At 66.9% G+C, this 12,447-nt stretch carries 13 protein-coding genes; 4 read left to right on the top strand and 9 right to left on the bottom strand.

The features are described from left to right. Positions 1 to 88 precede the first annotated feature (88 nt). Positions 89 to 2,380 (top strand): nitric-oxide reductase large subunit, encoded by a 2,292-nt coding sequence (locus tag ASG75_RS02305; protein ID WP_056385337.1) that lies wholly within the window; start codon positions 89 to 91, stop codon positions 2,378 to 2,380. Between the two features lie 33 nt (positions 2,381 to 2,413). Here the strand turns inward: ASG75_RS02305 and ASG75_RS02300 are convergent, their stop codons facing one another. The 4 genes from ASG75_RS02300 to ASG75_RS02290 all read right to left on the bottom strand — a co-directional run bounded on the left by ASG75_RS02300 (position 2,414) and on the right by ASG75_RS02290 (position 5,570). Beyond that, positions 2,414 to 2,872, bottom strand: coding sequence for a hypothetical protein (locus tag ASG75_RS02300; RefSeq protein WP_056385335.1), 459 nt, complete (start codon positions 2,870 to 2,872; stop codon positions 2,414 to 2,416). Between the two features lie 46 nt (positions 2,873 to 2,918). Then, the gene (locus tag ASG75_RS16165; protein WP_157616878.1) at positions 2,919 to 3,083 is read right to left on the bottom strand and encodes a hypothetical protein; all 165 of its coding nucleotides are present in this window, start codon (positions 3,081 to 3,083) and stop codon (positions 2,919 to 2,921) included. 73 nt (positions 3,084 to 3,156) lie between these two features. Next, positions 3,157 to 4,158, bottom strand: a complete 1,002-nt coding sequence (locus tag ASG75_RS02295) for a cbb3-type cytochrome c oxidase subunit II (protein WP_056385333.1) — start codon at positions 4,156 to 4,158, stop codon at positions 3,157 to 3,159. Continuing rightward, entirely contained in the window at positions 4,155 to 5,570 is a 1,416-nt protein-coding gene (locus tag ASG75_RS02290; protein ID WP_056386962.1) for a cbb3-type cytochrome c oxidase subunit I, read from the bottom strand. The genes ASG75_RS02295 and ASG75_RS02290 overlap by 4 nt, the downstream gene beginning before the upstream one ends. Before the next feature lie 237 nt (positions 5,571 to 5,807). Between ASG75_RS02290 and ASG75_RS02285 the strand changes: the two genes are divergently transcribed. The 3 genes from ASG75_RS02285 (at position 5,808) to ASG75_RS02275 (ending at position 7,208) form a co-directional block, all read left to right on the top strand. Then, positions 5,808 to 6,206: a metalloregulator ArsR/SmtB family transcription factor gene (locus ASG75_RS02285; protein ID WP_056385331.1), complete on the top strand. Its 399-nt coding sequence runs from the start codon at positions 5,808 to 5,810 to the stop codon at positions 6,204 to 6,206. Between the two features lie 7 nt (positions 6,207 to 6,213). Further along, on the top strand, positions 6,214 to 6,780 hold the full coding sequence (locus tag ASG75_RS02280; protein WP_056385329.1) for an SRPBCC family protein: 567 nt from the start codon (positions 6,214 to 6,216) through the stop codon (positions 6,778 to 6,780). Positions 6,781 to 6,848: 68 nt separating this feature from the next. Further along, a complete protein-coding gene (locus tag ASG75_RS02275; RefSeq protein ID WP_056385327.1) occupies positions 6,849 to 7,208 on the top strand; it encodes a DUF1428 domain-containing protein in 360 nt (119 codons plus the stop codon). A 3-nt stretch (positions 7,209 to 7,211) separates the two neighbouring features. On the opposite strand, the gene ASG75_RS02270 is transcribed toward ASG75_RS02275, so the two are convergent. From ASG75_RS02270 to ASG75_RS02250, 5 genes are all read right to left on the bottom strand, one after another. After that, positions 7,212 to 7,877 carry an NAD(P)H-binding protein gene (locus tag ASG75_RS02270; RefSeq protein ID WP_056385325.1) on the bottom strand — a complete coding sequence of 222 codons (666 nt, stop codon included), beginning with the start codon at positions 7,875 to 7,877 and terminating at the stop codon, positions 7,212 to 7,214. Between the two features lie 2 nt (positions 7,878 to 7,879). Then, on the bottom strand, positions 7,880 to 9,709 hold the full coding sequence (locus tag ASG75_RS02265) for an FAD-binding oxidoreductase (RefSeq protein ID WP_056385322.1): 1,830 nt from the start codon (positions 9,707 to 9,709) through the stop codon (positions 7,880 to 7,882). Positions 9,710 to 9,841: 132 nt separating this feature from the next. Further along, positions 9,842 to 10,363: a DUF1697 domain-containing protein gene (locus ASG75_RS02260; RefSeq protein WP_056385320.1), complete on the bottom strand. Its 522-nt coding sequence runs from the start codon at positions 10,361 to 10,363 to the stop codon at positions 9,842 to 9,844. Between the two features lie 112 nt (positions 10,364 to 10,475). Continuing rightward, positions 10,476 to 11,360 carry a patatin-like phospholipase family protein gene (locus ASG75_RS02255; RefSeq protein ID WP_056385318.1) on the bottom strand — a complete coding sequence of 295 codons (885 nt, stop codon included), beginning with the start codon at positions 11,358 to 11,360 and terminating at the stop codon, positions 10,476 to 10,478. A gap of 99 nt (positions 11,361 to 11,459) precedes the next feature. Continuing rightward, positions 11,460 to 12,446 carry a hypothetical protein gene (locus ASG75_RS02250; RefSeq protein WP_235580135.1) on the bottom strand — a complete coding sequence of 329 codons (987 nt, stop codon included), beginning with the start codon at positions 12,444 to 12,446 and terminating at the stop codon, positions 11,460 to 11,462. Between the last annotated feature and the right edge of the window lies 1 nt (position 12,447).

Raw genomic sequence — 12,447 nt, 5'->3', positions numbered from 1 at the left:
AGACCATGGCCCGATTCCGGCACCGGCGGGCAACTGTGCCCCTGTCACCACCGGATACTCGCCCACACACCATCGAAGGGAAAGCTCCATGAGCACTGCTGCCCAGCCATTGACCCCGGAGGACCCCGAACTGTCGCCCTGGTGGCTGCGCACGGTGCTGATCGTGATGGTGCTGGGTTTCGCCGGGTTGCTCACGATTACCTCGCTGGCTTATCGCAATGCTCCACCCATCCCGGCCCAGGTGGTGGACGCGCAGGGCAACCGCCTGTTCAGCGGCGACGACATCAGCGAGGGCCAGGCAGTCTTCCTGAAATACGGGTTGATGGACAACGGCAGCATCTGGGGCCACGGCGCCTACCTCGGGCCGGATTACTCGGCCGAGGCGCTGCACCGTATCGGCGAAGACACCGCGGCGGCGATCGCACAACAGCAATACCGGCAACCGCTGTCAGCGCTGACTCCCGGCCAGCGCGCGGCGGTGCGCGCGGAAACGGCTGTCGAATTGAAGACCAACCGCTACGACGCCGCCAGTGGCACCTTGCAGCTGACCGCGCCGGAAACCGCAGCCTATCGCCAGCAGGTCTCTTACTGGACCGACTATTTCCTGCATCCGGAGCGTAACGGCGGGCTCAAGGCGGGGCTGATCACCGACCCCACCGAGCTGCACCAGTTCAGCGCGTTCGTGAGCTGGGCCGCCTGGGCTTCGGTGGCGAACCGCCCCGGCGAAAACTACTCGTACACCAACAATTTTCCGTACGACCCCGACGTCGGCAACATCGCGGTGCCGGGTGCGCTGCTGTGGAGCGCGCTGAGCCTGATCGTGCTGCTGGCCGGCATCGCCGTGGTACTGCTGATGTTCGGCAAGTTCGACTACCTCGGCTGGATCAGCCGCGGCCAGCACATCCACCCGCACCTGCTGCCGGGCGCGGCCAGTCCCGGCCAGCGTGCGCTGGTGAAGTTCTTCGTGGCGGTGGCGCTGCTGTTCCTGATGCAGACCCTGGTCGGCGGCGCGGTGGCGCATTACCGCGCCGATCCGGGCAGCTTCTATGGCTTCCAGCTGGAAACGATCTTCCCCAGCAACCTGATGCGCACCTGGCATCTGCAGACGGCCATCTTCTGGATCGCCACCGCCTATGTCGCCGCCGCGCTGTTCCTGGGCCGCACGCTGCGCAACGACGAGCCACGCTGGTTCGCCCCGTCGGTGCACCTGCTGTTCGGCGCGTTCGTGCTGGTGATCGGCGGCAGCCTGCTCGGCGAATGGCTGGGCATTTCGCAGATGCTCGGCAAGTGGTGGTTCTGGCTGGGCAACCAGGGCTGGGAGTTCCTCGAACTGGGCCGGATCTGGCAGTTCCTGCTGGTGATCGGCCTGCTGGCGTGGTTCGCCATGCTGTGGCTGCTGGTGCGGTCGCGCACGCTGGCCAACCCGGAATCGAAACCACTGGTGAAGATGTTCCTGTTCGCCGCGGTGGCGATCCCGGTGTTCTACATCCCGGCGCTGTTCTTCGGCGCGAAGACCAACTACACCGTGGTCGATACCTGGCGCTTCTGGATCATCCATCTGTGGGTCGAGGGCTTCTTCGAATTCTTCGCCACCACGGTGGTGGCGCTGACCTTCTACCAGCTGGGCCTGACCCGCCGCAATGTAGCGCTGCGGGTGATCTACCTCGACGGCATCCTGTACTTCCTCGGCGGCCTGATCGGCACCGGCCATCACTGGTATTTCACCGGCCAGACCAGCGTCAACATGGCGATGTCGGCGATGGTCTCGGTACTGGAGGTGGTGCCGCTGACCCTGCTCACGCTGGATGCGTGGGATTTCGTGCACACCACCCGCGGCCAATGCGACATCTGCGGCAAGTCGCTCGCGATACCGCACAAGTGGACGTTCTACTTCCTGATCGCGGTGGGCGTGTGGAACTTCGTCGGCGCCGGCATCTTCGGTTTCCTGATCAACCTGCCGATCGTCAGCTACTACGAAGTCGGCACCCAGCTCACGCCGAACCACGGCCACGCCGCGATGATGGGCGTGTTCGGCATGCTGGCGCTGGCGCTGATGGTGTTCACGCTGCGCCAGACCAGCAGCGACGAGCGCTGGGCCGGCATGGAGAAATACGTCAGGGTCGGCTTCTGGGGCACCAACGTCGGCCTCGCCATGATGGTGGTGTTCAGCCTGTTTCCCAGTGGCGTGTTGCAGGTATGGGACGTGGTGCAGCACGGCTACTGGCACGCCCGCTCGCTCGATTTCATCGGCAGCCCGCGCTCGCACCTGATCGAGTGGATGCGCCTGCCCGGCGACCTGGTCTTCATCATCTTCGGCGCGATCCCGCTGACCATCGCGGCAATCAAGGGCTGGCTGGGAATACACCGACAAGCCGGCTGACCCCGCGGGCCCGCACACCTCGCACGCCGGCGGCTATTTTGCCGTCGGCGCCTCCGCGGCGGCCTCGTGCATGTAGGTCGGCGTACTCGCATACGGCGCCGGCACGTCCCACATGCGCGCGGCGTACCACACGGCCCAAGCCACCACGAACAGGCACATCACCCACACCCACACCGGGATCTGCGAACGCGCCTCGGCGCGGCGCGGGTCGAACGGATCGTCGGCGCTGAACGCGTCGATGGTGAAGCGCACCTTGCCGCGGCGCACCGAGTTCGGCCGCAGGCCCGAGACCGTGATGCCCGGGCCGTTGTGCACCACGAACGGAATCTCCTCGACACCCTCGCGCCCGTTCTGGCCCTCGGCGCGGATCACCAACCGATGCGCGCCGTCCTCCATGCTTTGCGTATCGAGCGTGATGTCGGTCGGCAGCTCGCGGTCGATGATCGGCTGCGGACTGCCATCCAGATACACCCGCACATGCGGCTTGGCCACGCCCGCTTTCTCCGCACCTGCTGCAATATCTACGGTCATTTCTCGCTCAGCGGTCATCGCGCAGCACCGCGTATTTGGGGTGGCGGCGATCGGTCTCGCCCGGACGCAGCAGCATCCAGAACATCGCCACGAAACACGCCACGGTAATCGCCCCGGCAATGCCAATGATGGCGACATTGCCCCAGAACGGACCGATCAGATGATGATGCATGGCGACCTCCGCCGGATCTGTACTGACTTCATTCGGCCGGGCTTCGTCCGCATCGGGTCCACCCGGACCGACCTCATTTCGCTGCTGCCCGTGCGGTCACCACCTGCCCCGGCGTGACCGGTTTGCCGTGATTGCCCCACGAGCTGCGTTCGTAATCGATGATGTCGGCGATCTCCGCGTCGCCGAGCGTATCGGCGAACGGGGGCATCGCGCTGCTGTACACCACGCCACCCACCTTCGTATTGCTCAGTCCATGCAGCACGACATCGATGTGCTTGCCCGCGTCATCATCGTTGACGGCGGCATTGCCCTTGAGCGGTGGAAACGCGCCCGGCAGACCTTCGCCATCGGCCTGATGACAGGCGGCGCAGTGGGCGGTGAAGAGTGCCGCACCCCTGGCCGCATCGTAGCCGGCCGCCGGGGTTGCCGCGGCCGTTGCCGGCGCGCTGCTGGCCGAACCCGTTGTCACCGGACCGGCCACGCCGGCCATCGCCTGCCCGCCCATCGCCATGTCCGCCTCCGACAAGGCCGGCTGCTTCAGCGAAGCCAGGTAGGCAATCAAGGCTTCCGCCTTGCGCGTCGGCACCACCACGCCTTGCGCCGGCGCATACGCCTTCGGCAGCGGCACCGGCGCCACCCCGACCGGTGCCCTGGCAACCACGTCGAACAACCAGTTGAACGACGGCATGATCGACTCGGGCACCACCGCACGCGGGTTGTACAGGTGGATGTATTGCCACACCGCGCTGGGCTGGCGCACGCCGATGTTGGTCAGGTCCGGCCCGGTGCGTTCGGAACCCAGCAGTTCCGGCGTCTGGTACTTGAAATCGCCGGCCATGGAGGGACGGCCAAATACCTTGTCCTGCCCCAGCGGGCGCACCTGTTGCGTGTGGCAATAGCTGCAACCGTTGGCCACATAAACATCGCGGCCCTCGGCCTGCAGCGCGGTCAGCGGTTGCACGCCCTGGCCGGCCGGTGTCTTCGACAATTCGATCCCCGGCAACACACCCATCATCAACGCGAGACACGCGTAGACCAGGGTCGAGCCACCGGCAACCAGCAGCAACTTGTTCATGCCACCGCCTCCTTGCCATGCAAGGCTTGCAGCGGCTGTGCTTCGACACCCTGCCCGTAGCACATGCGCCAGACGTTCCACGCAAACACGATATGGCTGAGGAACATCAACGAGCCGCCCACGCCGCGCCAGACGTAATAGCTCTGCATGTCGACCACCGACTGGATGAACGGCAGGCCATGGATCCAGTCCAACCCCTGGATGGTGCCTCCGATCGACAACGAAATGACGTAGATGAAACTGCCCACCAGCGCCATCCAGAAGTGCATCGCCAAGCCCAGCGTGCCGGCATGCTTGCCGGTGGCCAGCGGCAGCAGCGCGTAGACGCCGCCCCACACCGCGAACGCCACGAAGCCGTACATGGTCAGGTGCGAATGGCCGACCGTGAAATTGGTCAGATGCCACACTTCCTGCAGCGAGCGGAACGCTTCCAGCGTGCCCTGGGTGGAGCCGGTCAGGTAGCCCATCACGCCGACGAAGATGAACATCAGCGGGTACGAATGCACCATGTCGCGGGTGCGCCCGCGCATGGTCAGCAGGTAGTTCGCGCTGCCGCCCCACACCGGCACCAGCATCGCCACGCTGAACACGATCGCGGTGGTCTGCAGCCACCACGGCAGCGGACTGAACAGGAAGTGGTGCGAACCGATGATCGGGTAGAACAGCAGGTTGGTCCAGAACGCGAACACGCCCAGCGCATAGGAGTAGATCGGCCGGCTCAGCAGCTTCGGCAACGCGTAATAGAAGATGCCCAGCGCCAGCGGCGTGAACCACATGCCGACCGCGTTGTGCATGTAGAAGCCGGACACGGCGACCTGACCCAGCCCGTACTGATACCACGGCAGGACCGCCACCACCGCGATGATGCAGGTCCACAACGTGCCGCCGATGATGTACCAGTTGGACAGATAGATGTCCTCGCTGGTGCGCCGCGCGACTGTGCCGATCAGGTTCCATGCGGTGACCACCAGGGCGGCCAGGAAAATCAGCCGGATCGGCCACGGCCATTCACGGTATTCCAGGTCGCCATCGTTGTAGCCTATATCCAGCGCGATGGTGCCGGCCACCGCGGCCAGGTTGAACAACGCCAGTCCGATCCACGCCAGCTTCGCGCTGTACAACCGCGTGCCGCTGCTGCGCGCGGCGACGTAATAACCCAGCCCGACCAGCACGATGCTGGCGAAACCGTAGAACGTGGCGTTGGCGTGGATCGGCCGCAGCCGCCCAAACGTCAACCAGGCACCGGAACCAAATTCCGGCGCGCCGAACTTGAACGCCAGCAACAGGCCCACGCCGGTGGCAAACAGCAGCCAGAGTGTGGCACTTACTATGTAGGCACTGAATACCGCGACCAGTGCGCGGTCGTCCTGATCGCCCGCTACGGAATGATGCGCCGTGACGCCTGTCTGCATCGCCTCGCCCTTCGGTTGGTAGGTGCGGCGTCCACCCGGGCGTCGTTGCCGTGTCACCGTACAACCGACCATCTGCCGCGGCCTTGATCCGGATCAGGGCAAGGCGCATCCCGATGCCATAAGCGTCGTGGCGCGTGCCGTCAACGCCTGCGGCATGCCGCGGAGGGCCGGCAATTGACAACCATCTCGGCCGTTTGTATTTTACCAATCGTTAAATTAACTACAAAGTTTCCGGACATGTCGACCGACCCGCTCAGCGCCACGTTCGCCGCTCTCGCCGACCCGACCCGCCGCGCCATCCTGGCCCGCCTCGCCTCGGGCCAGGCCTCGGTCACCGAACTGGCGCAGCCGTTCGACGTCACCCTGCCGGCGATCACCAAGCACCTGAAAGTGCTCGAACGCGCCGGCCTGGTCGCGCGCAGCCGCGAGGCGCAGTGGAGGCCGTGCCGGCTGCAGCCGCAGCCGCTGCGCGAGGTGGCCGACTGGGTACAGCAGTACCGCACGATGTGGGAACAGCGCCTCGACCGGCTGGAGGACTATCTGCGCGCACTCCACTTCGCCGACGCGACACCAGCCGCGGCCACAAAGAAAAAAACCGCCTCGCGCCCATCACGCGCGCGCAAACCCGGGAGGTAACCCCAGCATGACTTCATCCGATTTCGACACCGGACCGCTGGCCCAGGTCGATTGCCGACGCGACGCCGACGGCTGGACCCTGGTCTTCGTGCGCGAGTTGCCGCAACCGCCCGAACGCGTATGGGACGTGCTCACCGACCCCACCCACTTGCGCGCCTGGTCGCCGTATACCGCGAACCGCAACCTCGGCGAGGTCGGCGACGCCAGCCTGAGCATGCTCGACAGCGAGCAGCCCGACATCCCCACCACGGTGACCCGCGCCGAGCCGCCGCGCGTGCTGGAATACAGCTGGCAGCTGGAACAGTTCGGCCGCAGTGTGCTGCGCTGGGAACTGGAGCCGAGTGCGGGTGGCACGCGGCTGACCCTGCGCCAGACCATTCGCGACCGCGACTGGATCCCCAAGGTCGCCGCCGGCTGGCACCTGTGCCTGTTCGTGGCCGAACGCCTGCTGCAGGGCCGGCCGATCGCGCCGATCATCGGCGAGACCGCGCTGACCCATGGCTGGGCCGGATTGCGCGACGCCTACGCAGCGGAGTTGCACATCGCCGACAAAGACTCGCCGCACGATCACTGAACGGCACGCACCCGGTGACTCATCCCGAATCACCGGTGCTGGCCGGCATCACCCACGGGAGAACGCTCATGAGCTACGTCGATGGTTTCGTGGTACCCGTTCCGCAGCAGAACCTGGCGGCTTACCGCACGATGGCCCGCAAGGCAGGCAAGGTCTGGCGCGAGCATGGTGCGCTGGCATACGTCGAGTGCGTCGCCGACGACGTCCACCCGGGCAAGCTCACCTCGTTCCCGCAGGCGGTGAAGCTGAAGGATGGCGAGGTGGTGGTGTTCTCGTGGATCGTCTACCGCTCGCGCAAGGATCGCGACCGCATCAACAAGCTGGTGATGGCCGACCCGCGGCTGGCCTCGATGATGGATCCGAAAGCGCTGCCGTTCGATGGCAAGCGGATGTTCTTCGGCGGCTTCAAGACGATCGTCGAGCTGTAGCGGTCATCGGCCAAGCGCGCTGATGTCCGCCGCTTCCAGCACCGGTTTCGGCGCTCCGTGCCGGGCCACCGACAGCACTGCACGGCCTACGATTTCGGTGCTCAGCACGGTGCCCGGCATCAACGCGCGCAACAGCGGCAGCAGCGGCCGGCTCAGTGTGTAGAACCAGCGGTACGCATCCGTCTTCGAGCGGATGCCGTGCAGCGGCTGGATGATGCCGGGGCGGAATACGCAGACCGCCTTGAACGGCAGCCGCTGCAGCGCGTTCTCCAACCGCCCGCGCACCCGTTTCCACATGGTCGTGCTGGTTTCGCTGCTGTCCGCGCCGGCGCCGGACACGTAGACGAAGCACATCGACGGGTTGAGCCGGGCCAGCGTCTGCGCCACCGCCAGGGTGAGGTCGTGGGTGAGCCGGGTGTACCCGGCCTCCGTCATGCCGGACGAGGCCGCGCCGATGCAAAAGAAGCCGGCGTCGAAACCAGTCAACTGCGCCTCGATCGCGCTGCAGTCGAACAGGTCCGCATGTACCAGTTCACGCAACTTCGGATCCTGCTGTCCGGTCGGCGTGCGGCCCAGCGTCACCACCTCGGCCACGTCATCGGCCAGCAGACATTCGCGCAACACACCTTGCCCCACCATGCCGGTGGCGCCGAGCAGCAGCACCTTCATCCTCAACCTCCTTTCAATCGAGTGAACCCGTCCGCGCTCCACGCTTCGCTACCCACGCCATGGTGCACGAAGAACAGGCCGGCCGGATCGTACTTCTGCTTCACTGCCGCCAGCTTCGGATAATTCGAACCCCAGAACGACGTCGACCAGTCGCGCTCGAAGTAGTCGCTTTCCGATACATACGACCCCGCGCCCGGCGCCGCGCGCCGCAGCGCGTCGATCGCCTTGCCGATGGCCTCGGCGCGATCCCGCGCACGTGCAAGATCCGGCGTCGGCCCCGGCATGCCGGGAAAGGCCGGCGGGCCATCGCCGGCGATGATCGCCAGCGCGAACGCGTCCAGCACCTGCGGGTTCATCGCGGTGTCCTTCGCTGCGGCAATCTCGGGCGTAGCGGCGCCGGCCAGTCCCTTGTTGAAATGAAAGCCCACGCCCCAGTGGCGCGTGCAGGCGAACAAGGCGTCAGCCAGCTGCGCCTGCCGCTCCTTGTGCAACAGCGACGCCGGCAGCCACGCCGACTTGAAGCCGTGGATGAACCAGCCCACCTGGCCCCGATCGCCTGCCCACAGCACGTGATTCCGCGGCGCGCCGGGGCGGTCGTCGTCGATCATGACTCCGGGCGCGTGTTGCCGGAAGAACTCGGCATCCCAGAAATGTCGGGCCGGCAGCGCCAGTACCTGGAAAGGTTTCTCGAAGGAATACGCCTTGCGCGCGCGAACCCAGTCGAGCAACGGCGCCCAGGTCTGTTCGGCCTGCTGCTGGCTCAGGCCCTGGAACACCATGTCGACATGCACGGTGTTGTCCGACCCGAAGCTGATCTGTTCGCCCCAGTGCGGGTTGAACAGCGCACCCTGGTAGAAGTCGATCACCTGCGCGATCAGGGCACGGTACGCCGCATCCGACGAGGCCTTGATCGCGCCGAACGCCCCGCCGAAGAACTCCGGCAGCTCACGCGTACGCAAGGTCAGCCGGGTGACCACGCCCAAGCTGCCGCCACCGCCACCCTTGATCGCCCAGAACAGGTCCGAGTGGGTGCAGGCGTTGGCGATGCGCACCTGGCCGTCGGCAGTGACGATCTCCGCTTCCAGCAGGCCCGCCGCCGCGGTGCCGTAGTGCTTCGAAAAACTGCCGAAGCCGCCGCTCTGCACCAGCCCGGCCACGCCAACTGTGGTGCAGCCGCCGCCCTGCACGTAGCGGCCGCCGCGGGTGGTCACCGCGTCGTAGGCGTCGATCCACATTGCGCCGGCACCCACCGTCACTGCCGGCTGCGGCGCCTGCGTGCCGGCGCAGCCTTGCCCCACGAAGGCGTCGTGCAAGGTGACGTCGTTCATGTGCCGCGTCCACACCAGCAATGAATCCGGCGCGCCGGAGGTGCCCTGGTAACTGTGCCCGCCGCCCTTCACCACTAGACGCAGGCGGTGCTCGCGCGCGAAATTCACCGCCGCGACCACATCTGCCGTACTTTCGGCGGCGACCGCGTACACGCTCGGCTGCGAGGTCCAGGCGTCGACCCAGCCGCTGGTCTGGGTCAGCGCCGGCTGGTCGCCTAGATAAAACGGATTGCCCAGGTGTTTCAGCGCCTCGTCGCAGGCGGCGCCTGCCGGCGTCGAGCTGCAGCTGGCGAAGGGCGATTCCAGCTTGAGCAACCGACCGCCCACGTCGCGCTTCAACTGGTCCCAGCGGGCTGCGGAAGGCCACGCCGGATCGCCGGGGCGCACCCGCGAGCGGAATCGCGCAGGCGCCGCATCGGCCGCCCAGGCCGTGGCCAGGCCGCCGGAAAGGATGGGCAGCAGCGGAATCGCCATCGCGGCTTTCAGCAGGTCTCTTCGTTTCATCGGGTCATCCTTCCGGGGTTCGCCTTGGAAGCCGCCACGATGGGACGCACCCGCCCCACACGCCAGCCACCAGTGATGAATCGCGCCGTACCGGTGACCAGTCGCAGCAGGACGGGACGGATCGTTGCCGCCTCAGCCCGCAGACTTGCCGGCAGCCATGCCGACCAGCTTCGCGATGGTGTTCATGTTGCGCGCGGTGCCCGCCTTCGCGGCCGGGATCTTCAGCCGCGAACCGGCCATGCCCTCGCCGTAGTGCACGTAGATCTCGCACCGCCCCAGCGCCAGCCGTTCGCCATCGACGCCGGTGACGTCCTGCAGCGCCGTCGCCGCTGGCGGCGCATCCAGGAAGATCGCCACCGTGCGGTTCCCTGCCGCCTCCGGAAACGGGTTGGCCGCCAGCACCGCGGCCATCTCGGCCGCCGTGCGCACCATCACGCCGACCGGCTTTCCGGCGTATTCCTGCAGCCGCTGCTCCAGCGCCTGCTTCACCGCCTTCTCGGCGAGCCGGCTGCCGAACACCACGTTGCCGCTGGCGATGTACGTGCGCACGTCCGCAAAGCCGGCCGCCTCGCACAACGCCTTGAGCTCGCTCATCGGCAGCTTGCCGGTACCGCCCACGTTGACGGCGCGCAGCAGCGCCACATAGCTGGTCATGACCGTCGCCGCGACTGACAGGGAAGCCGTCAGTCTCACGGTCGCCACCGGCTTGTTCAAGTGCCGGGGCGCGAGCCGCCCCGATGCGTTTCACGCCGCCGCGCTGCGCACGTCAGTCGTGGTGCTCGCGCAGCTGCGGGGGCGTTCCGGCGCGCTCCAGTCCGCCCCGTTCGAGCCAGCGGCGGGTATCCGCCTTGGCGCGGGCGATCAGCACGGCAGCCGCGGAGTAGTCGTATGGCGACGTGTCGAGCGGGCACAGGCTCGGCACGATGCGCAGTTCCACCGCACTGCCGGCAAAACGGTCGGCGTCGTACACCAGTTGGCGCGCCACCAGCAGGCTGAGCGCGTGCATGGCGCGCGCGATCGCGCCCGACGGCGCCCGTTCGAGCGCGCAGGCAAACCCGGTGGGCAGCACGATCACGCGCGTAGCGCCCAGACCGATCGCCGCCGAGATCGGCGTGTTGTTGGCCACGCCACCGTCGATCAACCAGCGCCCGCCGATCCGCACCGGCGGATACACGCCCGGAATGGCGGCGCTGGCCAGCACGGCATCGACCACCGGACCGGCGGACAACAGCGTTTCCTGCCCGGTCAGCATGTCCGACGCCACCAGGTGGACCGGCAGGGCCGCGTCCTCCAGGCGCCGATAAGGCAGATGGCGTTCGAGCAGACGGCGCAGGCCGGACGAATCCACCAGATGGTCGCGCCGTCGCAGCAAGCCGAACACGCTGCCCAGGTTGAACGGAAACACCTCGCGCCGTTTCAGCGCGCACCAGATTCGTTCCAGCTCGCGGGCGCCGGCCATGCTCGGATCACCGGCGAAATACGCCGCGTTGATCGCACCGGCGGAGGCGCCCACCAGGAACGCCGGCGTCTCGCCCCAGTCGAGCAGCGCCTGCAGCATGCCTACCTCGATCGCGCCGAGGCTGCCGCCACCGGCCAGCACAAAGGCGGTGCGTCGTGCCGCGACGTCAACGACGGGGATTGTCTTTGCCATGTCAGTTACCTGCACGAACCGATACCGCGGCGCGCCCGATCATCTGATGCGCACCGCGACGGCAGGTTCCTGGCACTGTCCGCGAAATGATCGCCGGCGCTACTGCGATCCGCTGCGCGATGGCGCCGCCGTGCAGTCGCGGTCGCAAAGAAACCAGGCGGCCGCATTCGGATAATCCACCGTCATGCTGAAGTGATCCAGCACATTGGCGCCGATCGCGCCTTCGGGCGGCTCGTCCATGATGCTGGCCATCATGCCGAGGAAAGCCTGGTCCGGCCGTTCGGTGAACCACACCGGCCCCACCGTCCAGCCGGCGATCTCCAGCGTCGGCACTTCGATCAGGCGCGCCTTGAAGCGTGGCGCGAGCAGGTCGTCGCCCTCCTCCACCACGGTCCATTCGGGATGCGCCTTGTGCCAGCGCTCCAGCATGCCGGTGGTGATGTAGCTGGCGACGCCGAAGCCGTGCACCGTTTTCGTCCCGCTGGCGCGCTTGCCCCTGGCGGTGGGGTGCGCGGTGGCACCGGTATCCAGCAGCATGTTCAACGGCTTGCCGTCGACGCGCACCACGATGCGTGGAAAGTGCTGCACCACCTTGCCGCCGTCGTCACTCTGGAAGCCCAGCGGCGCGCGATGGGCGGCAGGATCGGCCTGCCAGTCGGAAGCCTCGGCGATTAGCCGGCGCTGCGGATAGTCGAACGTCCATACCCGGTTGCCCAGGTAAGCCGCACCGAGCTGTCCATCCTCGGAAAACGGCTGCGGGTTCACCGCCAGCTTGCCCGGGCACGGGCCCGCCGCGATGGGAAGTTCCTGCCCGGGTTTGTAGGCAGGCGGCGTCGCCACGGTCAGCGATTCGCCGCCGACCGCGCACGTTCCGGTTTGCAGCCCCAACCGCTGCGCGGCCTTGGCCGACAGCCAGTACATCCCCGCGACGCCGCCACCGCCGGTATCCACCAGCAGGCGCAGCGACGACCCGCTCGTCGTCTGCGGCGTCGCGTAGAAATGCCCGGCTTCGTAGTGCGTGGGAATCGTCTGCGCCGGGGTGGTCCCGGCGAGCGCCAGTGCGGCCATCCATATCGTGATCATCATG

It is taken from the genome of Rhodanobacter sp. Soil772 (assembly GCF_001428385.1).
GTDB lineage: Bacteria > Pseudomonadota > Gammaproteobacteria > Xanthomonadales > Rhodanobacteraceae > Rhodanobacter.
This window is presented reverse-complemented; position numbering and strand designations above follow the sequence as displayed.

Bases quoted from the DNA above. Each gene is read 5' to 3' on its own strand.
- ASG75_RS02305 (WP_056385337.1), top strand. From the start codon at position 89: ATGAGCACTGCTGCCCAGCCATTGACCCCGGAGGACCCCGAACTGTCG.
- ASG75_RS16165 (WP_157616878.1), bottom strand. From the start codon at position 3,083: ATGCATCATCATCTGATCGGTCCGTTCTGGGGCAATGTCGCCATCATT.
- ASG75_RS02295 (WP_056385333.1), bottom strand. From the start codon at position 4,158: ATGAACAAGTTGCTGCTGGTTGCCGGTGGCTCGACCCTGGTCTACGCG.
- ASG75_RS02290 (WP_056386962.1), bottom strand. From the start codon at position 5,570: ATGCAGACAGGCGTCACGGCGCATCATTCCGTAGCGGGCGATCAGGAC.
- ASG75_RS02285 (WP_056385331.1), top strand. From the start codon at position 5,808: ATGTCGACCGACCCGCTCAGCGCCACGTTCGCCGCTCTCGCCGACCCG.
- ASG75_RS02280 (WP_056385329.1), top strand. From the start codon at position 6,214: ATGACTTCATCCGATTTCGACACCGGACCGCTGGCCCAGGTCGATTGC.
- ASG75_RS02275 (WP_056385327.1), top strand. From the start codon at position 6,849: ATGAGCTACGTCGATGGTTTCGTGGTACCCGTTCCGCAGCAGAACCTG.
- ASG75_RS02270 (WP_056385325.1), bottom strand. From the start codon at position 7,877: ATGAAGGTGCTGCTGCTCGGCGCCACCGGCATGGTGGGGCAAGGTGTG.
- ASG75_RS02265 (WP_056385322.1), bottom strand. From the start codon at position 9,709: ATGAAACGAAGAGACCTGCTGAAAGCCGCGATGGCGATTCCGCTGCTG.
- ASG75_RS02260 (WP_056385320.1), bottom strand. From the start codon at position 10,363: ATGACCAGCTATGTGGCGCTGCTGCGCGCCGTCAACGTGGGCGGTACC.
- ASG75_RS02255 (WP_056385318.1), bottom strand. From the start codon at position 11,360: ATGGCAAAGACAATCCCCGTCGTTGACGTCGCGGCACGACGCACCGCC.
- ASG75_RS02250 (WP_235580135.1), bottom strand. From the start codon at position 12,446: ATGATGATCACGATATGGATGGCCGCACTGGCGCTCGCCGGGACCACC.